At 57.7% G+C, this 25,610-nt stretch carries 24 protein-coding genes and 1 riboswitch; of the genes, 12 read left to right on the forward strand and 12 right to left on the reverse strand.

From position 1 onward, the window contains the following. Positions 1 to 15 precede the first annotated feature (15 nt). Complete coding sequence (locus ACN28Q_RS11350) at positions 16 to 789, forward strand: class I SAM-dependent methyltransferase (protein ID WP_095846443.1); 774 nt, start codon at positions 16 to 18, stop codon at positions 787 to 789. A 66-nt stretch (positions 790 to 855) separates the two neighbouring features. Here ACN28Q_RS11350 and ACN28Q_RS11355 read toward each other — a convergent pair whose 3' ends face one another. From ACN28Q_RS11355 to ACN28Q_RS11365, 3 genes are all read right to left on the reverse strand, one after another. Continuing rightward, entirely contained in the window at positions 856 to 1,143 is a 288-nt protein-coding gene (locus tag ACN28Q_RS11355; RefSeq protein ID WP_095846444.1) for a type II toxin-antitoxin system RelE family toxin, read from the reverse strand. 127 nt (positions 1,144 to 1,270) lie between these two features. Beyond that, positions 1,271 to 1,633 (reverse strand): YibL family ribosome-associated protein, encoded by a 363-nt coding sequence (locus ACN28Q_RS11360; protein WP_095846445.1) that lies wholly within the window; start codon positions 1,631 to 1,633, stop codon positions 1,271 to 1,273. Between the two features lie 79 nt (positions 1,634 to 1,712). Beyond that, positions 1,713 to 3,179: an aminotransferase-like domain-containing protein gene (locus tag ACN28Q_RS11365; RefSeq protein WP_095846446.1), complete on the reverse strand. Its 1,467-nt coding sequence runs from the start codon at positions 3,177 to 3,179 to the stop codon at positions 1,713 to 1,715. 141 nt (positions 3,180 to 3,320) lie between these two features. On the opposite strand from ACN28Q_RS11365, the gene ACN28Q_RS11370 reads away from it, so the two are divergent. Continuing rightward, complete coding sequence (locus ACN28Q_RS11370) at positions 3,321 to 3,929, forward strand: LysE family translocator (RefSeq protein WP_095846447.1); 609 nt, start codon at positions 3,321 to 3,323, stop codon at positions 3,927 to 3,929. Here ACN28Q_RS11370 and ACN28Q_RS11375 read toward each other — a convergent pair. From ACN28Q_RS11375 to ACN28Q_RS11390, 4 genes are all read right to left on the reverse strand, one after another. Next, complete coding sequence (locus ACN28Q_RS11375) at positions 3,926 to 4,477, reverse strand: MltR family transcriptional regulator (protein WP_095846448.1); 552 nt, start codon at positions 4,475 to 4,477, stop codon at positions 3,926 to 3,928. The two genes, ACN28Q_RS11370 and ACN28Q_RS11375, sit on opposite strands and share 4 nt — an antisense overlap. 251 nt (positions 4,478 to 4,728) lie before the next feature. Next, a complete protein-coding gene (locus ACN28Q_RS11380) occupies positions 4,729 to 5,883 on the reverse strand; it encodes a mannitol-1-phosphate 5-dehydrogenase (protein WP_095849003.1) in 1,155 nt (384 codons plus the stop codon). Between the two features lie 57 nt (positions 5,884 to 5,940). Beyond that, positions 5,941 to 7,860 (reverse strand): PTS mannitol transporter subunit IICBA, encoded by a 1,920-nt coding sequence (locus ACN28Q_RS11385; RefSeq protein ID WP_095846449.1) that lies wholly within the window; start codon positions 7,858 to 7,860, stop codon positions 5,941 to 5,943. Positions 7,861 to 8,171: 311 nt separating this feature from the next. Further along, positions 8,172 to 8,354, reverse strand: a complete 183-nt coding sequence (locus tag ACN28Q_RS11390; RefSeq protein ID WP_131928966.1) for a hypothetical protein — start codon at positions 8,352 to 8,354, stop codon at positions 8,172 to 8,174. Between the two features lie 190 nt (positions 8,355 to 8,544). Between ACN28Q_RS11390 and ACN28Q_RS11395 the strand changes: the two genes are divergently transcribed. Genes ACN28Q_RS11395 through ACN28Q_RS11405 form a run of 3 tightly spaced genes read left to right on the forward strand, consistent with a single transcriptional unit; the run spans position 8,545 to position 11,114 of the window. Beyond that, positions 8,545 to 9,561, forward strand: a complete 1,017-nt coding sequence (locus tag ACN28Q_RS11395; protein ID WP_095846450.1) for an ABC transporter substrate-binding protein — start codon at positions 8,545 to 8,547, stop codon at positions 9,559 to 9,561. 9 nt (positions 9,562 to 9,570) lie between these two features. Beyond that, positions 9,571 to 10,335, forward strand: coding sequence for an ABC transporter permease (locus ACN28Q_RS11400; RefSeq protein WP_095846451.1), 765 nt, complete (start codon positions 9,571 to 9,573; stop codon positions 10,333 to 10,335). After that, a complete protein-coding gene (locus ACN28Q_RS11405; RefSeq protein WP_095846452.1) occupies positions 10,332 to 11,114 on the forward strand; it encodes an ABC transporter ATP-binding protein in 783 nt (260 codons plus the stop codon). The genes ACN28Q_RS11400 and ACN28Q_RS11405 overlap by 4 nt, the downstream gene beginning before the upstream one ends. Before the next feature lie 51 nt (positions 11,115 to 11,165). On the opposite strand, the gene ACN28Q_RS11410 is transcribed toward ACN28Q_RS11405, so the two are convergent. Continuing rightward, complete coding sequence (locus ACN28Q_RS11410) at positions 11,166 to 11,885, reverse strand: DUF3053 domain-containing protein (RefSeq protein WP_095846453.1); 720 nt, start codon at positions 11,883 to 11,885, stop codon at positions 11,166 to 11,168. Between the two features lie 68 nt (positions 11,886 to 11,953). Next, positions 11,954 to 12,229, reverse strand: coding sequence for a hypothetical protein (locus ACN28Q_RS11415; RefSeq protein ID WP_095846454.1), 276 nt, complete (start codon positions 12,227 to 12,229; stop codon positions 11,954 to 11,956). Continuing rightward, a riboswitch (guanidine-I (ykkC/yxkD leader) is annotated at positions 12,218 to 12,316 on the forward strand. (Overlaps the previous gene by 12 nt.) 64 nt (positions 12,317 to 12,380) lie before the next feature. Between ACN28Q_RS11415 and ACN28Q_RS11420 the strand changes: the two genes are divergently transcribed. From ACN28Q_RS11420 to uca, 6 genes are all read left to right on the forward strand, one after another. Then, positions 12,381 to 13,448 (forward strand): putative urea ABC transporter substrate-binding protein, encoded by a 1,068-nt coding sequence (locus ACN28Q_RS11420; protein WP_095846455.1) that lies wholly within the window; start codon positions 12,381 to 12,383, stop codon positions 13,446 to 13,448. Positions 13,449 to 13,464: 16 nt separating this feature from the next. Continuing rightward, positions 13,465 to 14,277, forward strand: coding sequence for an ABC transporter permease (locus tag ACN28Q_RS11425; RefSeq protein WP_095846456.1), 813 nt, complete (start codon positions 13,465 to 13,467; stop codon positions 14,275 to 14,277). A 10-nt stretch (positions 14,278 to 14,287) separates the two neighbouring features. Next, the gene (locus ACN28Q_RS11430; protein ID WP_095846457.1) at positions 14,288 to 15,067 is read left to right on the forward strand and encodes an ATP-binding cassette domain-containing protein; all 780 of its coding nucleotides are present in this window, start codon (positions 14,288 to 14,290) and stop codon (positions 15,065 to 15,067) included. A gap of 19 nt (positions 15,068 to 15,086) precedes the next feature. Further along, positions 15,087 to 15,794 carry an urea amidolyase associated protein UAAP1 gene (locus ACN28Q_RS11435; RefSeq protein ID WP_095846458.1) on the forward strand — a complete coding sequence of 236 codons (708 nt, stop codon included), beginning with the start codon at positions 15,087 to 15,089 and terminating at the stop codon, positions 15,792 to 15,794. Next, positions 15,794 to 16,417 (forward strand): urea amidolyase associated protein UAAP2, encoded by a 624-nt coding sequence (locus tag ACN28Q_RS11440; RefSeq protein WP_095846459.1) that lies wholly within the window; start codon positions 15,794 to 15,796, stop codon positions 16,415 to 16,417. Before ACN28Q_RS11435 ends, ACN28Q_RS11440 begins: the two co-directional genes overlap by 1 nt. A 116-nt stretch (positions 16,418 to 16,533) precedes the next feature. Then, positions 16,534 to 20,130, forward strand: coding sequence for an urea carboxylase (gene uca, locus ACN28Q_RS11445; protein WP_095846460.1), 3,597 nt, complete (start codon positions 16,534 to 16,536; stop codon positions 20,128 to 20,130). A 58-nt stretch (positions 20,131 to 20,188) separates the two neighbouring features. Here the strand turns inward: uca and glyS are convergent, their stop codons facing one another. Both glyS and glyQ read right to left on the reverse strand, forming a co-directional pair. Then, the gene (glyS, locus tag ACN28Q_RS11450) at positions 20,189 to 22,258 is read right to left on the reverse strand and encodes a glycine--tRNA ligase subunit beta (protein WP_095846461.1); all 2,070 of its coding nucleotides are present in this window, start codon (positions 22,256 to 22,258) and stop codon (positions 20,189 to 20,191) included. A 9-nt stretch (positions 22,259 to 22,267) separates the two neighbouring features. After that, positions 22,268 to 23,176, reverse strand: coding sequence for a glycine--tRNA ligase subunit alpha (glyQ, locus tag ACN28Q_RS11455; RefSeq protein WP_095849004.1), 909 nt, complete (start codon positions 23,174 to 23,176; stop codon positions 22,268 to 22,270). A 483-nt stretch (positions 23,177 to 23,659) separates the two neighbouring features. Here glyQ and ACN28Q_RS11460 point away from each other — a divergent pair, with 483 nt between their 5' ends. Then, complete coding sequence (locus ACN28Q_RS11460) at positions 23,660 to 24,367, forward strand: acyl-homoserine-lactone synthase (RefSeq protein WP_095846462.1); 708 nt, start codon at positions 23,660 to 23,662, stop codon at positions 24,365 to 24,367. On the opposite strand, the gene ACN28Q_RS11465 is transcribed toward ACN28Q_RS11460, so the two are convergent. Further along, positions 24,284 to 25,027, reverse strand: coding sequence for a helix-turn-helix transcriptional regulator (locus tag ACN28Q_RS11465; protein WP_095846463.1), 744 nt, complete (start codon positions 25,025 to 25,027; stop codon positions 24,284 to 24,286). The two genes, ACN28Q_RS11460 and ACN28Q_RS11465, sit on opposite strands and share 84 nt — an antisense overlap. Between the last annotated feature and the right edge of the window lie 583 nt (positions 25,028 to 25,610).

Raw genomic sequence — 25,610 nt, forward strand, 5'->3', positions numbered from 1 at the left:
AGATAGGCAAAGACCATGACACAACTCATCCATCCTGCCGCAGCCGAAGGTTATCAGGCCAATGCGGAATACTACGTTAAAGGCCGCCCGGATTATCCACCAGAAGTCAGCGCATGGCTGCGCGAAGCTGTCGGCCTGCAGCCGGGGAAAACCGCGATCGATCTCGGCGCGGGCACCGGCAAATTCACCGCCCGCCTGCTGGAAACCGGGGCGCAGGTGATCGCCGTCGAGCCGGTGTTGCAGATGCGTGAAAAGCTGGCCGCCGCGCTGCCGCAGGTAAAGACCCTGGCGGGAACCGCCGAAGCCATCCCGCTGCCGGACGAATCCGTCGACGCCGTGGTGTGCGCACAGTCCTTCCACTGGTTTGCCACCCCGGCGGCGCTGGCGGAAATCCGCCGCGTTCTGAAGCCAGGCGGCAAACTCGGGCTGATTTGGAATATGCGCGACGCGCGCGTGAACTGGGTGCGCAAACTCAACCAGATTGTCGATCGCTACGAAGGGGACGTGCCGCGTTTCTATTCCGGCGCGTGGCGCAGTCTGTTCCCGGTGAAGCATTTTGATAGCCTGCGGGAGCAAGGGTTTATGTTCGGCCACAGAGGCGCCACCGAAGACGTGATTTACAACCGGGTGCGCTCAACCAGCTTTATCGCCGCCCTGCCGCAGGCGCAGCAGGAACAGGTGATCGCACAGTTGCGTGAGCTGGTGGCGGCGGAAGAAGAACTGCGCGGCAAGGAAACCGTAACGGTGCCTTACCAAACCCAGGCGTTCGTCACTACCAAGCTGGAATAAAAACTGCGCCGGGCGCGGGGAGTGATGCAGTGCCTATGTGTAGCCCCCGCTCAGGGCGCTGAAATATTATTTCATACGCTCGCTGGTCAGTTGATAGACATCACTCCGGTCGCTTTTGCCAACCGCCACAACGGCGATCGCAAGAATATCGTTGATCACGTCATCGACCAAACGGCAGCTCGATGCGCGCAGCTTTATTTTGTCGCAACCGAGCATCCCCCGAAGTTTGACTAAGGGAACATGCGGATTTTCGCAGCACTTTTTTAGTTTTTTGGCAAACTGCTGCTGGATCGCTTTACCCAGCTTGCTCCACTCTTTCAGCGCCGACTCACGGAATTTGGCCGTGTACGTCATGCAAACGTATCCAGATCGACGTCCATCAGCGCCTCATTGCGGCGTTCGTTAACCAGCTGACCAGGTCTTGATCATCAAGCGCATCAGCAGTGCGCATACCCACTGCTGACGTATTCGGCAGGCGGGATCAGAAAGGTTTTTTGGCGTAGCCGGTTACCGCTTTCAGCCCCATTTCACGGCCCAGCGCGGTCATCGGGTGCACCACGATCAGGCCGCGCACGCTTTTCTTCAGCGCGCCCATATCCGCCTGCTCTTTCTTGGTGATCTCGCGGCTAAACGGCAGCTTTTCCAGCTTTTGCGCCTCGCTGCTCAGCTTCTGCTCGCGCACGTTTTTCAGCCGCTCAATTTCCGCCGCCAGCGTTTCTTTTTCTTTATTGTGTTGCGCGATCAGATCCGGGTTGCCCTGTTGGATCACCTGGCTATCCTTGTGGTTCAGTGCATCCAGTTGGTCGCTCAGGCGCTTAATCTCTGCCTTTTCTATCTCTTTCATGGTATCCGGCCTGTTGTGCCGCTTGCGGCACGCTAAGAAGTGATTTTCAGTGCGGCATTGTAGCAAAATGCGCAGCCGGTTACCCGCCCGATGCGATCCCGGCCGGCAGGCCGCTCATCGCGCAGGCCCGGGCCCCGACGCGTGCTAAAGCCTGTCGGTAGCGTTCGTTGAACGGATAGCAGCAGGAAAGGCGCAGCCCATTGCGATAACGGCCGCTGGGCGAATAGAGCATACCCGGCGTCAGGCAGATGTGCTCATCCAGCAATTGGTGGAACAGCTGCACGCAGTCCACCCCGTGCGGGAACTCAACCCAGAAAACAAAACCGCCCGCTGGCTGGGTGGCGCGCGTTCCGCGCGGGAAGTGGCGAGCGATAATCGCCCGCGCCTCATCCACCTGGGCGGCATAGCGTTTACGCAGATTGCGCAAGTGGTGATCGTAACCCCCGCTAGCCAGAAACGTGGCCAGCGTTTCCGACAGCAGCTGCGACTCCGCCATCGATGATACCGCCTTCAGCTTACGCAACGCATCGCTAAAGCGCCCGCCGGCCATCCAGCCAATGCGGAAATCCGGCGCCAGCGTTTTGGTGAAGCTGGAGCAAAACAGCACCCAGCCGCCATGGTCAAAGGCTTTTACCGCCGGCTCCAGCACACCGCCAAACTGGATTTCGGCATACAGCCCATCCTCGATCAGCGGCACCTGGTGATCGTTCATCAGCCGGGCCAGCCGTTTTTTTGCCGCCAGCGGCATCGTGCAGCCCAACGGATTCTGCACCGTCGGCATGGCAATAACCGCATTCAGCCGCTTCTCGTCCAGCAGCAGTTCCAGCGCATCCAACGACAGGCCATGCTGCGGATCGGTGGGGATTTCCAGCGCCTTCAACCCCAGGCTGGCCAACAGTGGCAACAGGTAAAAATAGGTGGGTGACTCTAGCCCGACGCAGTCACCGGGTTTGGTGGTAGCGCGCAATGCCAGTTGCAGCGCCTCCATGCAGCCGTGCGTCAGCACCACGTCACCCGGCTCCAGCAGCATACCCAGCGCCATCCCGCGGCGAGCGATCTGCTGGCGCAGCCGCAGGCTGCCGGGCGGCAGCGCATATTGGCCGATCAAATCCGGCTGGCGCCGCAGTTGTGAAGCCAGCATGCGCCCCAGTTTGCCGCCGGGATAAAAATCCGCCGTCTGCGGGCAGGCCAGCGACAGGTTGGTAAACGCCGGATTCTGCTGGGCGGCGAACACCGTATCGATCAGTGCCAGCACGTCATCCGCCGGTTTTTCAATACGGTCGCTCGGCGGCGAAGCCGCTTTCAGCGCCGGCAACGTGCTGCGCACATAGAAGCCGGACTGCGGCCGCGCCTCGATCAGCCCGCGATCTTCCAGCATACGGTAAGCCGCCACCACGGTATTGATACTGACGCTGTGGCTCTGCGCGCAGCGGCGCACGGAAGGCACGCGGCTGCCAGGCTGTAGCGTGCCACGGCGAATGGCCTCCGCCAGCGTTTCGGCCAATTGTAAATAGCGCGTTTCCGCAGTGGATTCATCAAGAAACACAGTTTATCTCCAGGCAATGGGTACAGTTTCATTTTTAACAAACTGTATCCATCACAATAGCCGATCTCTGGTTCTGTCACCATCACGCCAAGCGCCTTATGCTGGTGTTACTGCCCAACACCCTGTTTTAGGAGCTTTTTTATGCTGGATTCTGCTTTTATCAGCTACGTCACCGTGATGTCGATAACCCCGGGGCCGAATAACCTGCTGCTGGCCTCATCCGGCGTCAACTTTGGCCTGCGCCGGACGCTGCCGATGATTTTTGGCATCGGCGCCGGCTGTGCGGTGCAGCTCGCGCTAACCACCTCCATGCTCAACGTTATTCTCAGCGGAGCCAGCGGGCTGCGTTTCCCACTGGCGCTGATGGGCTGCGCCTACCTGCTGTGGCTGTCGTGGAAGCTGTTTCAGGCTGCAACGCCCACGGCCAAACAGCAGGCCAAGCCAATGCGCTTTATCGCCGGCGCGCTGTTTCAGGCGGTGAACCCGAAAGCCTGGCTGATGGCGATCAACGTGGCTATTTTGTTTACCCCTCGCAGCGGCGCCAGCCTGCATCAAACGCTGGCGATCATCGCCGGTTTCACCTTATTGAATATTCCCTGTGTGTTGGTGTGGGCGCTCATGGGCGATCGGCTGCGCACTGCCCTGCGCGTGGCCTGGAAGCTGCGGGTGTTTAACGGGATCATGGCCGGATTGATGGCGGCCACGGCGTTGTGGCTGCTGTATGATGAGTGGCGGATCGCCTTGGCTTAAGCCGGGCCGAGCGGGGAAAGGCGGGAAGGCTGTTTGGCGCCGATGCCGGCAATCAGTTCAGTGAGGGACAGCACCATGGTGGAACGCACCATTTGCTGATAACGCTGGTGCTGCATGGCGATCAGCAATTCGTCGGCTTCGCCAGGTTGCAGGAACGTCGGCACCGGCGGCAGCGCCGCCACGCAGTGCAATTCGCCAAACGGGCCAAGGATTTCATCATCGACGAAACGGTATTCGCTGCCGTCGTGGTTTAACTCTTCGCGGAGCGCCATCAACAGTTCAGCGTCTTCATATTCATGGCGGGAAATCACCCCAAGCCCATACATCAGCTTCAGGCGCACAGACAGTTCGCCCAGCGGGCCGGCACCGGATAACAGCGGTTCGACGGCGTATTTCACCGCATAATCATCCTTGCGAAAAACCTGCACTACCAGCACGTTGAGCGCTTCCGCCAGCAGATCCACCGCTGCAATCAGGAAGCTGCGCACCGTCTTGCCAGCGTTAAGCTTTTCCAGAACCTTATTTTCAAATGCCTGCGCTTCTTCCATCGTCGTTCTTCGTATGGCGTGGAGTGGGATCCCTTCTCCCGACAGGGGAGGTTTTGGATAAGCGTGAACAATATCACGAATGTTGCTCACCCGGCCTCCTCCCTAACCAGAGAAAATGCATTTATCCCCCTCTTATTTTAAGCGGCAGATGCGCGGGCCTGATTCCCAGAGCCGCGCAAAAACGGGGCCCCTGGTATAGGCAGAGTCGCCAGGCCAACACACCTGCAATTTGCTGTATGAAGGGTATGCAATTATGCGTGATGCATAGCGGTATATGCAGCCACCGCTTTGCGTACCACCTCGCTGTCTTCCGGCAGGCCAGTGATTTGCACCAGCGCCGCCTGCGGCCCCAGCCGTGCCAGCAGTTCCGCCATCTCTTGCGCCTGCGGATCCTGCTCATTGTTGTAATGCAGCACCGCGGCGATGCCCTGGATCAGATTTTCGTTCGGCAGGCCATATTCCAGCGTGCCCAGCAGCGGCTTGATCAGGCGATCGCCGGCGCTCAGTTTGCGCAATGGCTGGCGGCCGACACGTTCCACGTCATCATGCAGGTAGGGGTTCTCAAACCGGCCGAGGATCTTGTTGATATACGCCGCGTGTTTTTCCGGCGCAAAGCCATAGCGTTTGATTAGCACCGCGCCGCTCTCTTCCATTGCGCCCTTTACCACACTGCGCACGTCGGGATGGAGAATGGCTTCGCGGATGGTCGGCAGGTTCGCCCGCTGCCCCAGATAAGCGGTAATGGCATGGCCGGTGTTGAGCGTGAACAGCTTGCGTTCAACAAACGCCATCAGGTTGTCGGTCAACTCCATGCCGGCAATGGCCGGCGGCTCGCCTTTGAACTGCGTTTTATCGACAATCCATTCGCTGAAGGTTTCCACCGTCACTTCCAGCGGATCGGTGGTGCCTGCCGCTGCCGGCGGTACGATGCGATCAACGGCCGAATCAACAAAGCCGACGTGTTGCTCCACCCAGGCCTGCTCTTGCACCGGCAGAGCGTTAAACACGTGCTGTTTCAGTTGGCTGGTGCCGCGCACCATATTTTCGCAGGCGATAATGTTCAGCGGCGCCTCATTGCCCTGCTGGCGGCGTTTAATCAGCCCTTTGGCAATAGTGCCGGCAATTTTATCCAGGATCTGCGGGCCGACCGCCGTGGTGACCAGATCGGCCTGCGCAATCAGCGCAGCTGCCTCATCGCTGGCGCTGTGCACGGCGCTGACGTTATTCACCGGTTCTACCCGCGCCTGTTCACCCACCACATGCACGTCATAACTACCGCGCTTGTTCAGTTCGTCCAGTACCGCTTGGTTGACATCGGCAAAGGTCAATTCAATGTTCGCGTCAGCCAGCAGCTTACCGATAAAGCCGCGGCCAATATTACCTGCCCCGAAATGTAATGCTTTCATAATCTTAGCCTTTTCAAACATCACGGGGGCGCTGCTTGCGCAACCCCCCGTAGGGAGTTACGCCTGCTTACCGTTCAGCAGATCCAGAACATCCTGCACGCTGGTGGTGGTGCTCAGGCGCGCAATGACGGTTTCGTCGTCCAGCGCAGTGGTCAGGCTGGTTATCACCTGGATATGTTCGTTGTTGCGCGCCGCAATGCCGATCACCAGGCGCGCCACCTCATCCTCTTCGTTACCGAAGCGCACGCCCTGCGGGTATTGGCAGAACACCACCCCGGTGCGCAATACGCGGTCTTTGGCTTCGATAGTGCCGTGCGGCACCGCGATGGATTCCCCCAAATAGGTGGAGGTGAGCTTTTCACGCTCCAGCATCGCCGGCACGTATTCCGCTTCGACATAGCCCCCTTTCACCAACTGTTCGCCGGCAAAGCGGATCGCCTGTTCTTTGTCGGCCGCCTGCAAGCCAAGGAAGATATTGTCTTCACGCAGCCTGAACAGGTTCTGCTCGGTGGCGTCAAAGCTGTCGTCCAGCGTCGAGATCACTTTCTGCTGGTTTTCGCTGGTCTTGCTGGCGGCCACCAGGCGCTCGGCCAAATTGCTGTACAGGTGGCTATCGAGGAAGTTGGTCAGCGAGATGTGCTGTGCCTGCGGCGCATGCCGCATGGCGCGCTCGGTCAGATCGCGGTGGGTGATCACCAAATCCACATCGTCCGGCAAGCTGTTGATCGCGCAGTTGGTTACCGAGATATTTTTCAACCCGGCGTCGGTCACTTTTTTGCGCAGTACACCGGCGCCCATGGCGCTGGAGCCCATGCCGGCGTCACAGGCGACGATGATTTTGCGTACAGTGCTCAGATCGCCATCCACCAGCGCGTTAGCTGGAGTAGCCGCGCCCTTCGACTGCGCTTTCATGTCCTGCATGCGGCGGGTAGCTTCTTCCAGTTCGTCTTCGTCTTTTGCTTTGGTGGTTTTCAACAGGAAGGCTGAAACCACGAAGGAAACCGCAAATGCCGCGGCGATCGCCGCCAGGTTGGCGAAGTAAGCGCCTTTTGGCGTCATTGCCAGCACGGCCAGGATTGAGCCAGGGGAAGCCGGGGAAACCAGGCCACCGTTCAGTAAGGTCAGGGTGAATACCCCGGTCATGCCGCCCAGAATCACCGCCAGGATCAGGCGTGGGTTCATCAGCACATACGGGAAGTAGATTTCGTGAATACCACCGAAGAAGTGGATAATCGCCGCGCCGCCGGCAGACTGCTTGGCATTGCCGCGGCCAAAGAACATATAGGCCATCAGTACGCCCAGCCCCGGACCAGGGTTGGCTTCAATCAGGAAGAAGATCGATTTGCCGGCTTCCGTCGCCTGCTGGATGCCCAACGGCGAGAAGATACCGTGGTTAATGGCGTTGTTCAGGAACAGGATTTTCGCCGGTTCGACGAAGATCGACGTCAATGGCAGCAGGTTGTTCTGCACCATGATGTTGACGCCCGCCGCCAGGATGTGCGAAAGCCCTTCGACCAGCGGCCCGATGGCCATGAAAGCCAGAAGCGCCAGCAGCATGCCGATAATGCCGGCGGAGAAGTTGTTGACCAACATCTCAAAGCCGCTTTTGATCTTGCCGTCAACCCAACGGTCGAAACGTTTGATAGCCCAGCCGCCCAACGGGCCGGCAATCATTGAGCCGAGGAACATTGGCATATCGGCGCCGACGATCACCCCCATGGTGGTGATAGCACCGACCACGCCGCCACGTTCGCCGCCCACCAGGCGCCCACCGGTATAACCGATCAGCAGCGGCAGTAAATAGGTGATCATCGGGCCGACCAGTTTGCCTAACGTTTCGTTCGGCAGCCAACCGGTTGGAATAAACAGTGCGGTGATAATGCCCCAGGCGATAAATGCACCGATATTGGGCATCACCATATTGCTCAGGAAGCGGCCAAAGTTCTGAACCTTGACCTTGATATCTGGTGAAAACATAAACCCCACCCCTATTGTTACGCGCTGACAATAAGAGCGCGTGATATTTGTCGTGACGGAATCGTCGAGTTGCTGCTGTATGCGAAGCGGACTCTAGCACGCGCTTTTTGAGGGGAATATCGTGTGAAAATTTTGTGATATACGTCACATCAGACATACCCATTACAGGGGGGTAATGGTGACTTAGATCACAATAATTGAATGTAAAAAAAGCACATTGTTAAAAAAAGACCGGTTACGCCGGGAAAAATGTGACTTGTATCACTATTTTGTATGACTGATTTGTTTGTTAATTGTGATGTTAATCACAATTAACTTTTCACTGCGGCGAGCAAAACGAGAGGTTGATCTCCTTCCTGGTTTTCGCCGATACGGCGCTGAAAACGGCAACGTAAAAAATGAAATAAAATTACATTTCTAACCCTGCCGGCATTGGAGAGAACAATAACAACATGAAGAGTGAGTAAATAAGGCCAGGAAATCGCTCTTGCCATACCACGCCCCACGAAGGCGATGCCGGCAGTGCACCACCACAGCGCTTCGCCTCATTGCGGTGCGCCGCTTGGGCCAAAAACGTTACATCCTGTTGTATTACCTTGTTTTTTATTTTTGGCATAAGTTCTGCATACGTTAGCTGGCCTTGTATACAAGTTTGTATCCTGTCAATAACACTGGGGAATAGTTATGCGCGACCATAATGATGAAAAAATTGATATTCAGCGTCGTCGGTTAATGAAGTTATCCGCCCTAAGTTTGGGCGGCATAACCTTGGCCAGCATGCTGCACAGCACGCCGGCCTTGGCGGCCGATGATGAAATCCTTATCGGCTACTGGCCGATTGTCGGCGGGTTGCCGCTGTACACCGGCGTTGAAAGAGGCATTTTCAAACAGGCAGGGTTGAACGTGAAGGCCGTGAAGTTCGCCAGCCCGCAACAGGTCGTGGAAGCGATGATCACCGGCCGTATTCACGGCTGCGCTAACGGCACCGCTACCGGCGCGCTGGGTCTTGGCGCCATCACCAGCCCAGAGCTATTCAAAATCATCTGCTCGAACCCATCCAATGAAAAAATGGTGTTGGACGAGTTCCTGGTGCCGGTCAACAGTAGCGCAACGCGCATTTCGGATCTGCAGGGCAAGCGTATCGCCTGCGGCCCCGGCATCCAGAACGTGACCATGACGAAAATCATTCTGGAAAAAAACGGCTTCAGCGACACCAAAGTCATCGAGTTGCCGGTGGGCCAGCATGCGCCATCGCTGGCCGCCGGGCAAATCGACGGGGTGTATACCCTGGAGCCGACCGGTACGGTGGCGCGCATCAAGGGGATGGGCAAGGTGTTGGAAACCGGCGTAATTTCCAAATACGTGCTAGGCGATGCCAGCGCCCCTTGGTTCGGCGGCGCGGCGGCGCTGACCAGCAGCTTTATCAGCGCCAACCCACAGCGGGCGCAGCTGTTCACCCAGGCATACGGCCAGGCGGTTGAGTTTATTCAGCAACAGCCGGAGGCTTCGCGCCAATACGTGGCGGGCTATACCGGCATTGAGCCGGCGCTGGTGCATGAAGTGCCGCTGCCCGGCTTTGTCATGTATGACCAGCTCACCGGCGACAATCTGCAGTGGTTCCAGAAATTTTACGACGTGTTCACCGAGCGCAAGATTTTCAGCAAACCGGTAGACGTTGCATCACTGATTTATCGTGCGTAGAGGGATGATATGACCAAAAATTGGGGAAACAGGCTCTTACCCCTGATCGGGCCTGCCATCCTGTTTGTATTATGGCAAACGGCGGTGAGCGCCAAATGGCTCAACCCGGTGCTGCTGCCTTCACCGGTGGAAACGCTGCGCTATTTGTTCGAAGCGCTGGTGAGCGGCGGCATGAACCAGGACATCGGCGCCACGCTGTACCGCACGATGATGGCCTTTGTGTTTTCCGCCGTGATCGGCGTGCCGTTGGGTGTGATTCTGGGCAGCAATGAGCGCGTTTACCGCAGCGTGGAGTTCCTGGTGGATTTCTTCCGTTCCACGCCCTCATCGGCCATGATCCCGCTGTTTATGCTGATTTTCGGCATCACCGATGCCAATAAAATCGCCATCGCCGCTTTCGCCGCGGTGTTGGTCATCCTGTTTAACAGCGCCTACGGGGTGATGAATGCCAAAAAGACCCGCATCATGGCGGCCCACGTCATGGGGGTGCCCCGCTGGCATATCTTCAAAGACATCATGCTGATGGAAAGCCTGCCGCAAACCTTCGTTGGGCTGCGAACCGGCGTCTCGATGGCGTTGGTCATCGTCATCGTCGCGGAAATGTTTATCGGCTCGGAAACCGGCCTTGGCCACCGCATTATTGATGCTCAGCAGTTGTTTAATATCAAGGATATGTATGCATCCATTCTGCTGACCGGCGCCTTTGGCTATCTGCTTAACCTGGCATTTTTGTTAATTGAAAAACGCTGCGTACACTGGAGTGGCAAAGCATGAGTAATCCATCCTGGCCAAAGCCCAACACCCACGTCACCATCCGCGGGCTGTATAAATCCTTCGCCGGCCAACCCCTGTATAGCGATCTGAATCTGGATCTGCCCAGGGGAAAGATCGTTTCCATTTTCGGCCCCAACGGCTGCGGCAAATCAACGCTGATGAACATGATTGCCGGCTTGCTGCCGCTCGATCAAGGGCAGATTCTGTTCGACGGCAAAAAGCTTTCCGAAACCAATATCGGCTACGTGTTCCAAAACTACCGCGATGCGCTGTTCCCCTGGATGAGCGCCTGGAAAAACATCGCCTACCCGCTGAAACGGCGCGGCATGAAAGAAAGAGAAGTCAAAGCGCGGGTGGAAGAACTGGCGCAAATGTTTGATATCCGTTTTGATCTGAACCGCTACCCGTATGAGCTTTCCGGCGGCCAACAGCAAACCGTGTGCATCATGCGCGCGCTGGCGGTTAAGCCGGAGGTGATGTTCCTGGACGAGCCGTTTTCCGCACTCGATTTTGAAATGACGCTGTTTATTCGCGACAAACTGCAACAAGTGCAGCTGGCGACCGGCGTTACCATGCTGATTGTCTCGCACGATCTGGAAGACGCGGTTTTCCTCGCCGATGAGATCCTGCTGCTGACGCGGCGCCCCACCCAGGTGGCGGAGATTGTGCCGTTCAACCTGGCACGCCCACGCAACGCCGAAGCCATGAGCGATCCGGAGTTCATTCGGGTCAAGGCCCATACGCTGGCGGTATTTAAACGCGAAATGGAGGCGGGTTAAGCCCCGCCCCGGTGGTAGCGCCCTGCACGGGCGCCGCCGCTGGCTTTACGGTTACTGCATCACGCGCTGCACGGTGCTCTGCGCATTCAACAGGTTCTGCTGGCGCGCCACCAGGTTCGACATCATGGTGTTGTACTGCGCCGCCTGTTGCTGGGTGCGGAACTGCACACCGCCGTTGTTGAAGCTCACCTGGTTACCCTGCGCCTGCAGGAAATCCCCCACCTGCACCAAATCCTGCAGGAACGTGGCGGTGGTTGGGATAGCCGGCATCAGCGCGTTGGCTGGATCGGTGACCACCTTGTCATACACCTGGTTGTACACGGCCTTCAGATCGTCCGGCTGCTTCAACGCCGCGCGTGCCGTGTCCGCCTGCGATTTCGCCGACTGAATCTGCTGGCCGAGCAGGTTCAACGCACCGACGGACTGCTGTAGCGCATCGCGCTTGGCGATATAGTCTGGCGCGACGCGGACCTGATTAACCAGATCCAGCGCCGGCGTCAGGCTGGCGTCCACCGATTTGGATAACTGCTGGGAAAAGCCGACTAAAATCGCATAATCGCCGGCATAATTGCCGAACTTCTGCTTTTGATCTTCGCTCAGCGTGGGAATTCTCACGCCGCTGCGCATCACGGTATTTTGTAAGTAATCAATGAACGCCTTGCGCTGTTCCGGCTCTTTATCGCCACAGGCAGTCAACTGCAGGACTGCCAACAATGCCAATACCGGCACCAACCAACGCATCAGGCTTCTGCTCTGGATCCCTACCGCCATGTGACATAACTCCTGTTATAAACGTACTTTTTCATCGGGCTCCATGCCTTTTGCCGCACTCCGTGCGCCTATAAGAATAGATCAACTGCCGGCAATGCGATACGCGATTCACCATGGTGCGCCCATTGCGCGGTGAAATGCTTCGCCGTAGTGCAGGCTGCGCCAAAAGCGACCGCCCGCCCATCATTCACCGAATAGCGCAGCACGTCAATGGCGAACAAATAACCTGATAAAACAAGCCGGATAGGCGATTTCTTCACAAACTGGCAAGTATCTTGCTTAATTCCTGCCTGCAGGAGCGGTAGCGGGTCACCGTTGTCGCACGACAATTTGCAATAGGTCACTAGGGTTCCGGTCTGGCAACAGGCGCTGGTCCGAGAGTGGCCGACCGCCCTCTGGCGGTTACACGGCGGGATAAAAGCCCGGGAGGCCAACGCGAGATCGTTCTCGCCGCCGACCTGCCTTTATTCCGTGGTTAACGTCAGAGGACATCACATGATTAAATTCTGCCAACGCCTGCTGCAGGGCACCGTCTTATTGAGCGCCCTGTTGGCCAGCCTGCCGACCCTGGCGAGCGCCAAACCCAGTTTCAAACTCTGTTGGTCCGTCTATGTGGGCTGGATGCCCTGGGATTACGCCCAGCAGCACGGCATCGTCAAAAAATGGGCCGATAAATACGGCATTGATATCCAGTTCGTTCAGATCAACGACTACATCGAGTCGGTCAACCAATATACCGCCGGCAGCTTTGACGGCTGCACCATGACCAACATGGACGCGCTGACCATTCCCGCCGCCGGCGGCGTGGACAGCACGGCGCTGATCGTCGGCGACTACTCCAACGGCAATGACGGCATCCTGATCAAGGGCCAGGGCGATATGGCGGCGCTGAAAGGGCAGCCGATCAACCTGGTGGAGCTTTCCGTTTCGCATTACCTGCTGGCGCGCGCATTGGAAAAGGCCGGCATGAGCGAAAAAGACGTGCAGGTGGTCAATACCGCCGACGCCGATCTGGTCTCCGCTTTCAGTACGCCGAGCGTGAAAGCGATCGTCACCTGGAACCCGCTGCTGGCCGCCGCCAAACAGCAACCCGACAGCCACCTGCTGTTCTCTTCCGCGCAAATCCCCGGCGAGATCCTCGATCTGCTGGTGGTCAACCGCGCTACGCTGCAAAAACACCCCGAGCTTGGCAAAGCGCTGACCGGCGCCTGGTATGAAACCCTGCGCACCATGGCGGGCGACAGCGCCGAAGCGGTGGCCGCACGCAGCCAAATGGCGCAGGCCTCCGGCACCGATCTGGCCGGCTTCGACCAGCAGTTAGCGGCCACCCATCTGTTCAGCACGCCGCAACAGGCATTGGCGTTTACTCAGAACGCCCAGTTGAAAACCACCATGCAGGCGGTGGCGGAGTTCTCCTTCCGTCATGGGCTGCTGGGCGATAACGCCCCCAGCGCCGACGTGGTGGGCATCAGCACGCCGGCTGGCACCTGGGGCAACGCCGGCAACATCAAACTGCATTTTGATGACAGCTACCTGAAGCTGGCGGCAGCCAACCAGTTGTAAAGCCACGGGGCCGATGATGAAAAAAATCATTAACTACCAGCCGGACAGGCTGTCACGGGTACTGCTCGGCTTTCTGCCGCTGTTGCTGCTGACGGTGATCTACCTGATGGCTTCCGACGCACGGCTGGCGGCTAATGCCTCCGACAAACTGCTGCCGAGCTTTGGCAGCATGGGCGACGCGCTGGCGCGCATGGCGCTGCAGCCCAGCCCGCGCACCGGGGAATACCTGATGTGGATCGATACCGGCGCCAGCCTGCTGCGCCTGCTGATCGGCATTCTGATCAGCAGCGGGCTGGGGCTGGCGCTCGGGGTATTCTGCGGCGCCCTGCCCGCGGTACGCGCCCTGCTGTCGCCGCTGATCACGCTTTTTGCGTTAATCCCGCCGCTGGCGGTGCTGCCCATCCTGTTCATTGTGTTCGGGCTGGGGGAAGTCTCTAAAGTGGTGCTGATCGTGATCGGCGTGGCGCCGTTTATCGCCCGCGACTTGCAGCAGCGGGTACAGGCCATTCCGCAAGAACAGCTGATCAAGGCGCTGACGTTAGGGGCGCACAGCGGCCAGATCCTGTGGCGCATCATCCTGCCGCAGCTGCTGCCGCGCCTGCTGGAAGCCGTGCGCCTGTCGCTCTGTTCTGCCTGGCTGTTCCTGATCGCCGCCGAGGCCATTGCCTCCACCGAAGGGCTGGGCTACCGCATCTTCCTGATGCGCCGCTATCTGGCAATGGATGTGATCCTGCCTTACGTCGCCTGGATCACGCTACTGGCCTTCCTGCTGGATGTGTTGCTCAGCAGCATCAGCCGCCGCTGTTGGCCCTGGTATTACGCACGCTAAGGAACACCCCATGAGCCTGTTAGTAATGAAGCAGTTGGAAAAACATTACGGCGCCCAGGTGGTGCTGGAGCGGGTCAACGCCAGCGTGGAAGAAGGCGAGTTCGTGTCGATCGTCGGCGCCTCCGGCTGCGGGAAAACCACCTTCCTGAAAATGATGCTCGGCACCGAATCCCCCAGCCGCGGCCAACTGCTGCTGGACGGCCAGCCGATCCGCCAGGAACCAGGGGAAGACCGCGGCGTGGTGTTCCAGCGCTATTCGGTTTTCCCACACCTCAACGCCCAGGAAAACGTGATGCTGGGCGATGAATTCAGCCAGGCGCGCCTGCTCGGCCGCGTGTGGGGAAGCAAACGCCGCGCCATCGCCGAGCGGGCCGCCGCCATGCTGCAACAGGTGGGGCTGGGCCAGGCGCTGCAAAAATACCCGCACCAGCTTTCGGGCGGTATGCAGCAACGGCTGGCGCTGGCACAGGCGCTGATGAAAAAGCCGCGCATCCTGTTGCTGGACGAACCGTTCGGCGCGCTCGATCCCGGCATCCGCGCCGATATGCACCAGTTGATCACCGAACTGTGGCAACAGCACCGCCTGACGATCTTTATGATCACCCACGATCTGAAAGAAGGGTTTTCCCTCGGCTCGCGCCTGTGGGTATTCGACAAACTGCGCCACGATCCGCAGGCCCCGGACGCATACGGCGCCAGCATCACCTATGACATCCCGCTCGACCGCACGCCCGCCGTGCCGATCGAGCACGTGAGCAGCCTGGTCTATCCGCCGGCCCAACGGGCCTGAACGCTAAAAGGAGAGAATGATGACAGACAGCCTGTACCAAACCCAATTGCCCGCCGGCGCCCACTGGTCGCTGCGCGTGCGCCGCGGCATGGCGCTGCGGATCACCGATATTACCGGCGGCGCCAACGTCGGCATGTTGTTCTACAACCCGGAGAACCTGCTGGAACGCTACAACGCCGCTGATACGCTGAAGTGCCAGCACACGTTCCGCCTGACCGCCGGGCACTGCCTGTATTCCGATATGGGCCGCATCTTCTGCGGCATTGAACAGGATGACGCCGGCTGGCACGACACCGTCTGCGGCACCAGCAACGCCGCGCAGGTAGCCAAACAGTTCGGCACACTGGATTACCAACAGGCGCGGAACGAACGCCACCAGAACGGCTATGACAGCCTGCTGACCGAACTGGCGAAATACGGCCTGGGCAAACGCGATATGGCCGCCAGCCTCAATCTGTTCTCCCGCGTGGAGGCCGACGCCGACGGCAACCTGCGCCTGGCGGCAACGCCGCACCCCGGCGCCAGCGTCACGCTGCGCTTTGCGATGGACGCGCTGGTGCTGCTGCACACCTGCCCGCACCCGTTGTCCACCGCCGCCCAATACCCGCGCGGCGCGGTCGGCATCGCCCTGCTGGCCGGTAGCGCGCCGCTGCCGGAACACTGCCTGACCATCGAGGAAAACCGCCGCGGCCTGGCCAACAACCACCTCTACTACGCAGGAGCCTGATGATGAACACCGCAACCCCTTCCGTTTACCGCAAAACCATCGGCGCCGGCGATTACTGGCTGTACCGCGTCAACGCCGGGCAAACGCTGCGCATCACCGATCTGGAAGGCAACCAGGCGGCGGATACGCTGTTCTTCAACGCCGATGACACCGCCGAGCGCTACAGCGCCATGGATACCCTGCGCGGCCAGCAAAACCTGTACCTGGGCCTGGGCACCGTGCTGCGCTCCAACGACGATCGCCCGATGTTGGAGATCGTCGGCGACACCTGCGGCCGCCACGACACCCTGGGCGGCGCCTGCTCCACCGAAAGCAACACCGTGCGCTACGATCTGGAAAAACGCCATATGCACGCCTGCCGCGACAGTTGGATGCTGGCGATCGCCGAACACCCGGAATACGGCCTGACCAAGCGCGACATCACCCATAACATCAATTTCTTTATGAACGTGCCGGTCACCGCGGAAGGTGGCCTGACCTTCGCCGACGGGCTTTCCGCGCCGGGGAAATACGTCGAGCTGGTGGCGAAAATGAACGTACTGGTGCTGATCTCCAACTGCCCGCAGTTGAACAACCCGTGCAACGCTTACAACCCGACGCCGATTGAAGTGGAAGTCTGGTAACCCTAATCGCACGGGAACGGCCCCTTTTTCCTGGGGGCGAGTCAGGGAACATGACGGGACGACCCGCCATCGCATAACAAAACGCAGGACGGCCTGCCTTTGAAAGAGAACGCACCATGTTCAACTGCGTATTGATCGCCAACCGGGGCGCAATCGCCGTGCGCATCATCCGCACACTGCAACAGCTCGGCATCAAAGCCATTGCGGTCTACGCCGAAGCCGATCGCCATTCGCTGCACGTCCGTCATGCCGATTGCGCTTTCAGCCTGGGCGAAGGCAGCGTGCGCGAAACCTATCTCAATCAGGACAAGCTCATTGCCATCGCACAGCGCGCCGGCGCACAGGCCATCCATCCCGGCTATGGTTTTCTCAGTGAAAACGCCGGCTTCGTCACCCGCTGCGAACAGGCACAGATCGTGTTTCTCGGCCCTACGGTGGAACAGATGGCGGCGTTCGGCCTTAAACACCGGGCGCGGGCGTTGGCGCAGCAAAACCAGGTGCCGCTGCTGCCGGGCAGCGATCTGCTGACCAGCGAGCAGCAGGCGTTGAGCGCCGCAGCGGCGATGGGCTACCCGGTGATGCTGAAAAGCACCGCCGGCGGCGGCGGTATCGGTATGCAGCGCTGCGACGATGCCCAGGCGCTGGCCAAAGCGTTTACCCACGTCAAACGGCTGGCGGGCAATAACTTCGCCAACGACGGCGTGTTTGTGGAAAAATTTGTGGCCCAGGCCCGGCACATCGAAGTGCAAATTTTCGGCGACGGCGCGGGCCAAGTGATCGCCCTGGGCGAGCGTGACTGCTCGGCGCAGCGCCGCAACCAGAAAGTGATCGAAGAAACCCCGGCGCCGCACCTCAGTGATGAGGTGCGCAGCGCGCTGCACCAAACCGCGGTGCGGCTGTGCCAGGCGGTCAACTACCGCAGCGCCGGCACGGTGGAGTTCGTTTACGATGTCGCCCAGGATCGCTTCTACTTTCTGGAGGTCAACACCCGGCTGCAGGTGGAACACGGCGTCACCGAAATGGTGTATGGCGTGGACATTGTGCGCTGGATGGTGGAGCTGGGCGCCGGTTGCCTGCCGGCCCTTAACGTGCCGCCGGCGCAGGGCCATGCGGTGCAGGTGCGGCTATACGCCGAAGACGCCGCCAAGCAGTTCCAGCCGTGCGCCGGGCTGTTGAGCCAGGTGGCGTTCCCGCAGCAAGCGCCCGGCGCCCGGTTGCGGATCGACACCTGGGTCGACAGCGGCAGCGAAGTGCCCGCGCTGTACGATCCGATGCTGGCTAAGGTCATCGTTCACGCCGCCGATCGCGCCAGCGCGCTGACGGCGCTGCAAACTACCCTCGCCCAGACCACGCTGTACGGCGTGGAAACCAACCTCGGCTACCTGCGCCACCTGTTAACGCTGCCCGCGGTGCGCGACGGCACTCTCATTACCGCCACCCTTGGCACGGTGATATACCGGCCAGCGACGCTGGACGTGCTCAGCCCCGGCACCCTAACCAGCGTTCAGGACGCGCCCGGGCGCATCGGTTACTGGCATATCGGCGTGCCGCCTTCCGGGCCATTCGACGGCCGCTCATTCAGGATCGGCAACCGCCTGCTGGGCAACGATCCGCAGGCGGCCGGGCTGGAGATCACCCTGCGCGGGCCGACGCTGCGCGTTAATTGCGATTGCGCCTTGGCGATTACCGGCGCGCAGATTGACGCCACTCTCGACGGCCAGCCCTTGCCACTGTGGCAAGTGGTGAACGCCAAAGCCGGCCAAACGCTGGCGCTGGGCAAGGTGAGCGGCGCCGGTTGCCGCAGCTACCTGCTGCTGGCCGGCGGCGTGGATTGCCCGGCCTATCTGGGCAGCCGCAGCACCTTCACCCTGGGCCGTTTCGGCGGCCATGCCGGGCGCGCACTGCGCAGCGGCGATGTGCTGCACCTGGCGGCCCCGGCGCACTGCAGCGCACAGGCGCTGCCGGCCGAGATGGCGCCGCCGTGGCGGAATACCTGGCAACTGCGGGTGATCTACGGGCCGCACGGCGCGCCGGAATTCTTCACCGACAGCGATATCAGCGCCTTTTTCGCCGCCGAGTGGCAGGTGCATTACAACTCCAGCCGCACCGGCGTGCGCTTGATCGGCCCTAAACCGCAGTGGGCGCGCAGCGACGGCGGCGAAGCGGGCATGCACCCGTCCAACATCCACGACAACGCCTACGCCTTCGGCACCATCGACTTCACCGGCGATATGCCGGTGATCCTGGGGCCGGACGGCCCGTCGCTCGGCGGTTTCGTCTGCCCGGCAACGGTGATCCACGCCGATTTGTGGAAGCTCGGCCAGCTCAAGGCCGGCGATACCCTGCGCTTTATCCCCGTGACGCTGGAAGATGCCGACCGCTTCGCCCAACGGGCGGAAGAGGACATCGCCGCGCTGCCGGCCGCGCCTGTGCACATACCGCCGGCTGCGCCGGGCAACCCGATTCTGTTCCACCGCGCCGCGCACGGCGGCTTGCCGGCGGTGACCTGCCGCCGCGCCGGCGATCGCTTCCTGCTGCTGGAGTATGGCGAACAGGTGCTGGATATTGCGTTACGCTTCCGGGTGCATGCGCTGATGCAGTGGCTGGAACAGCACCCGCTGCCGGGCATGCTGGAACTGACGCCGGGTATCCGCTCGCTGCAGATCCATTTCGACGCGCTGCGCTGCCCGCGCGAGCGCTTGCTGGCGCACCTGCAAGCGGCGGAACAACAGCTGGGCGATCTGCAGGGCGCGCAGGTGCCTTCGCGCACCGTGTGGCTGCCGCTCAGTTGGGATGACGCCGCCTGCCATGAAGCCATCGCCAAATATACCCAGTCGGTGCGCCCCGGCGCGCCCTGGTGCCCGAGCAACATTGAGTTTATCCGCCGCATCAACGGTCTGGATTCGGTGGAGCAGGTCAAAGAGATCGTGTTCAACGCCCGTTATCTGGTGATGGGGCTGGGGGATGTCTATCTGGGCGCACCGGTCGCCACCCCGCTCGATCCGCGCCACCGGCTGGTAACCACCAAATACAACCCGGCGCGCACCTGGACGGCGGAAAACTCCGTCGGTATCGGCGGCGCCTATCTGTGCGTGTACGGCATGGAAGGGCCCGGCGGCTACCAGTTCGTCGGCCGCACGTTGCAAATGTGGAACCGCGATCGCCAAACCCCGGAATTCAACCAGCCGTGGCTGCTGCGTTTCTTCGATCAACTGCGTTTTTACCCGGTGAGCGCAGAGGAGCTGCTCGACATCCGCGAACGCTTCCCGTACGGCGATTACCCGCTACGGGTGGAGGAAGGCAGCTTCAGCCTGTCGCAATATCAGGCGTTTCTTGCGCAGCAGCAGGCGGAAATTACGGCCTTTGCACAGCGGCGCCAGCGGGCGTTTGATGCCGAACTGGCGCGCTGGCGCGCCGACGGCCAGTTCACCTTTGACAGCAGCCAGCAGGAGCAGCAGCCGCTGGAACAGGAAACCATTCCGGAGAACTGCCATGGGGTGGACAGCCTGGTGGCAGGCAGCGTGTGGCAGTGGTTGGTCACGCCCGGTGAAACGGTGCAGGAAGGGCAAACGCTGGGAATTCTGGAATCGATGAAAATGGAGATACCGATCGCCGCCCCGGTGGCCGGGGTGGTGCGTGCGCTTAACCGCCCGGCGGGCAGCCAGGTACAGGCCGGGCAGTTGTTGATGCTGATCGAAATCAGCGCGGCGTAACATAAAAAAATGCCAGCCGGCATAACCGGCTGGCATTCCTGTTTTACTGCGGCAACGCTTACTGCAGCACGGAAATATCCGCCACCTGCAGGAACAGCTCGCGCAGCTTGCTCAGCAGCGTCAGGCGGTTGACGCGCACGTCGTTATCTTCCGCCATCACCATCACGCTATCAAAGAACGCATCGACCGGCTCGCGCAGCGCGGCCAGTTCCACCAGCGCTTCCTGATAACGGCCGGCGGCAAACAGCGGTTGCAGCTTATCGCGCAGCACCACCACGTGGGTGGCCAGTTGCAGCTCGGCCGGATCTTTCAGCACCGACGCCTGGACTTCGTCATTCAGCGTATCGGAAGACTTGGCCAGGATGTTGGAAACGCGCTTGTTGGCTGCCGCCAGCGCCGCCGCCGCATCCAGGGTGCGGAAATGGCTCACAGCTTTCACCCGCGCGTCGAAATCCGCCGGTTTGGTCGGCCGGCGTGCCAGCACGGCCTGAATGGTGTCCACCGCGTGGCCTTCTTCCTGATACCATGCGCGGAAGCGGCCCAGCATGAATTCCACCACGTCGTCGACCACATTGGCGTTGGTCAGCTTATCGCCATACAGGCGCACCGCCTCTTCCGCCAGGGTTTGCAGATCCAACGGCAGGTTTTTCTCAACGATGATGCGCAGCACACCGAGCGCGGCACGGCGCAGGGCGAACGGGTCTTTATCGCCTTTCGGATGTTGCCCGATGCCGAAAATACCGGCCAGGGTGTCCATCTTGTCGGCGATCGCCAGCGAGCACGCCACCAGGGAATGCGGCAGATCGTCGCCGGAGAAGCGCGGCTGATACTGTTCATTCAGCGCCACCGCCACATCTTCGGCCTCACCGTCATGGCGCGCGTAGTGCATGCCCATCACGCCCTGAGTATCGGTGAATTCGAACACCATGTTGGTCATCAGATCGCACTTCGACAGCAACCCGGCGCGGGTAGCGTGGTTGACGTCGGCGCCAATCTGGCCGGCAACCCAGCCCGACAGCGCCTGAATGCGGTCGGTCTTGTCGCGCAGCGAACCCAGTTGCTGTTGGAACAGCACGGTTTCCAGGCGCGGCAGGTTGTCTTCCAGGCGTTGCTTGCGGTCGGTATTGAAGAAGAACTCGGCGTCCGCCAGGCGCGGGCGCACCACTTTTTCGTTACCGGCGATGATTTGCTGCGGATCTTTGGATTCGATGTTGGCAACAAAAATGAAGTTCGGCAGCAGTTTGCCCGCGGCGTCATACACCGGGAAGTACTTCTGGTCGCCCTTCATGGTGTAGACCAGCGCTTCCGCCGGCACCGCCAGGAATTTCTCTTCGAATTTGGCTGTCAGCACCACCGGCCATTCCACCAGCGACGCCACTTCTTCCAGCAGGCTCTCGCTCAGATCGGCTTTGCCGCCAATCTTTTGCGCCGCCAGTTCGGCATCGCGCTTGATGATGGCTTTACGCACGGCGTAATCCGCCACCACTTTGCCGCGCTCCAGCAGGATCTGCGGATATTGGTCGGCGTTGTTGATGGTGAATTCCGCTTCGCCCATGAATCGGTGGCCGCGCAGGGTGCGCCCGGATTCGATGCCCAGGATGGTGCCTGGGATCACCTGCTCGCCCAACAGCAGGGTAACGGTGTGCACCGGCCGCACAAACTGGGTTTCTTTATCGGCCCAGCGCATCAATTTTGGAATCGGCAGTTTGCTCAGTGCATTGCTGACCATATCGACCAGCAGTTCCTGCGCCGACAGCCCCTTCACGTGGGCGCGGTACAGCAGCCATTCGCCTTTGTCGGTTTTCAGGCGTTCCGCCTGATCAACGCTGATGCCGCAGCCGCGCGCCCAGCCTTCGGCCGCTTTGCTTGGGCGGCCTTCGGCGTCGAACGCCTGGGCAATCGCCGGGCCGCGTTTTTCAACGGTGCGATCGGCCTGAGCGGCGCTCAGGTTGGCCACTTTCAGCGCCAGACGGCGCGGCGCGGCAAACCAAGTGACGGCGCCGTGTTCAAGGCTGGCGTTGTCCAGTTCGGCGGTAAAATTAGCGGCAAAAGCTTCTGCCAGTGAACGAAGAGCCTTCGGCGGCAGCTCTTCCGTGCCGATTTCCACCAGGAAAGTCTGTTGTGTCATGGCTGCCTCTTAATTCTTTTTACACATCGGGAAGCCCAGCGCTTCGCGGGAAGCGTAGTAGGCCTCGGCAACGGCTTTGGTCAGCGTGCGGATACGCAGAATATAACGCTGGCGCTCGGTAACCGAGATCGCCTTGCGTGCATCCAGCAGGTTGAAGGTATGGGCAGCCTTCAGGATACGTTCGTAAGCCGGCAGCGGCAGCGGTTTTTCCAGCGCCAGCAGCTTTTGCGCTTCTTTTTCATACTGCTCGAAGCAGGTGAACAGGAAATCGACGTCGGCGTATTCGAAGTTATAGGTGGACTGCTCCACTTCGTTCTGGTGGAACACATCGCCGTAGGTGGTGACGCCCAGCGGGCCATTGCTCCACACCAGATCGTAAACGCTGTCCACGCCCTGGATGTACATCGCCAGGCGCTCCAGGCCGTAGGTGATCTCGCCGGTAACCGGTTTGCATTCCAGGCCGCCCACTTGCTGGAAGTAGGTGAACTGCGTCACTTCCATCCCGTTCAGCCACACTTCCCAACCCAGGCCCCAGGCGCCGAGCGTCGGGTTTTCCCAGTTGTCTTCAACGAAGCGGATGTCATGGATGGTGGGATCCAACCCCAGCTCTCTCAGCGAGCCCAGATACAGTTCCTGAATATTTTCCGGCGATGGCTTAATGATCACCTGGAACTGGTAGTAGTGCTGCAAGCGGTTAGGGTTTTCGCCGTAGCGACCGTCGGTCGGGCGGCGTGAAGGTTGCACATAGGCAGCGGCGATCGGCTCTGGGCCAAGCGCACGCAGGCACGTCATAGGGTGGGAGGTACCCGCGCCGACTTCCATGTCCAATGGTTGAACAATGGTACAGCCCTGGCGCGCCCAATAGTCCTGCAGTGTCAGGATCAGGCCCTGAAAGGTCTTGGTATCAAACTTTTGCATGTTGAATTCGCACGCGGTACAAGTGGTTTTAGATTGAATGCGCAAGTATACCCGTTGACCGTAAGATATACAGCCACAATCCAGCATCAAGTGCGAATCATCAAACAAAAAGCGGTTTTGGCCGCCAAAAGGCCGGGGAAATCGCCAGTGCCAAGGCTGCCGGCAGCCCCATATCTCGCCAACACACTCAGGGTGAAAGCAAGCAAAGTGCTCAGCAGTTCATCAAGACAAGCGCAACGATGGGCCAAAGAGCAAAGCCAACGCATCTACAACGCTACTTTATTCCGGGTGCTGCACGAGTATTTTTTGCACATTTTTTTCACAGAATAATACGTTATAAAAAAGATAAATCCCCTCTATTTTAATATTTGACAAGCTACTATTGAAATAGCCTAAATTTACTTATTAGCTATAATTTGGTATTCTTAGCTATAAGAATTGCAAATAAAAAAGCATGGTTGATTTTATTAGGAAAAAAATAGAATGATAGAGATTTTCAATGTGAATTACGATCTACTTTCTGAAAATAGATCTGCAGAGTTATTCTCTCTTAGAAAAAAAACGTTTAAAGATCGTCTCGACTGGATTGTAAACTGCAAAAATAATATGGAATTCGACGAGTATGACAACTCACATACTACGTATCTTTTCGGCGTCTGTGACAATCTTATTATTTGCAGCATGCGGTTTATTGAAACAAGATATAATAATATGATCACAGGCACCTTTAAGCATTATTTTAATAAAATCAATATTCCAGAAGGTAACTACCTTGAAGCCAGCAGATTATTTATTGATAAACAACGTGTGCGTTCCTTTCAGCTTCATCAACACCCAATTAGTTCAATCCTTTTCTTATCCATGATCAACTATGCCCGCGATAAAAATTATGAGGGGATTTATGCGATTATCAGTCATCCAATGCTAATCATATTCCAGCGCTCCGGTTGGAAAATTTCTATCGTTGAACAGGGGATGTCAGAAAAGAACCAGAAAATTTACCTGATTTATATGCCCGTAGATAATAAAAACCAGCAAACACTCATTAACCGCATCCAAAAGCACGAGCTACTCTCAAACAAAAACGGCCTAGATGCGTGGCCACTATCACTCAGCATCCGGGAGAATCGGTCTGATGAGCTGCAGCTCGATCCCAAGCCTTATGGCATGTTTAGCATTGGTAACGCCTAGCTTTTTAACGGCATTGCCAATATGATATTTTACTGTGGTGAGCTTAATCCCCAAGATAAGTGCAATTTCCGGATAGGATTTACCCATACTCGCCCAGTAAATAATTTCATTCTCACGCTTTGAGAATATCTCCTTTTTGTTCATTTTCTCAAAATCATCAGGACTATTCAGCTCCTGATAATGCTCTGTGAGCTTCTCATGCGTAGTAATCAATAACATTTGAATTTTGTCTTTATCTTGTTCTATTTTACCCTCGAGATCATCCCCGCAATTCTCATCAAGGATAAGAGATAAGACAACAAGATTATGATAATGATCGTGAAGCACAAATGTATATCCATTTATGATATTGTAATTCTTCGCCATATCAAAAATCTTGGGGAGTTTTAATCCTGAACTGATCATTATATTTTCATCCCAAGAGAAAGGGGTGATACGGTGCGATGCCATAATCAGTACTGGATCGATAAATTGATAATTATTATTTTTGTAAAACTCGAACCACTCTGTCCGGTTAGATATTATTTCAAAATTAGCCGGGTTTCGTTTATTCATTATTGCATAAGCATATTTAATATTATTATATTCGCTTAACTTCCTTTCCAAATGATTTTTTATGGAGGTGTTGATAAACTCATTATCAAAAAATGATATAGACACGTAACCATCTCCTTAAAAAAATACATTAATTATGCTAAACTATAACATACAATTATAATTTAGCATAATTAAAAAGTCTTTAATCAAACCATCAAGTAAAACACGACTAAACAACCTTCATTGCTAATAAGCACGGATATACTAACTTATGATTACATTAGCTTTGATATATTATCACAATGAAACAAATTTTCAGTCTGTAAAAATACAAAGATGAAAACCGGGTGAAAGATATATAAAGAAATGTTCAATAATAATGTCTAGCGACACAAGTATGTGTGCCAGTGCATTGATTTTTATCAATTAAATTGAAATTATTAACAATGAACATTCTATGAAGAGAAAACGATAGGCCAAGAAAATACCACTAACAGTATAGGAAAATTCTAAATTGCATAGAACAAAGAAATATCTGAGTTTCATAAAAAAAACAATAACTTCCCCGACGACATTACTGACGCAAGAGAAAGAAATTGACAAATAATCTATGGTGATACGATAATAATTAAACTATTTTCCCTGGTGTTGGCCAAATGGCTAGCTGATCCTGGTAACAGGATCAGTTTTTTTTTGTATTTTTTTG

This window comes from Gibbsiella quercinecans (genome assembly GCF_002291425.1).
Taxonomy (GTDB): Bacteria; Pseudomonadota; Gammaproteobacteria; order Enterobacterales; family Enterobacteriaceae; genus Gibbsiella; species Gibbsiella quercinecans.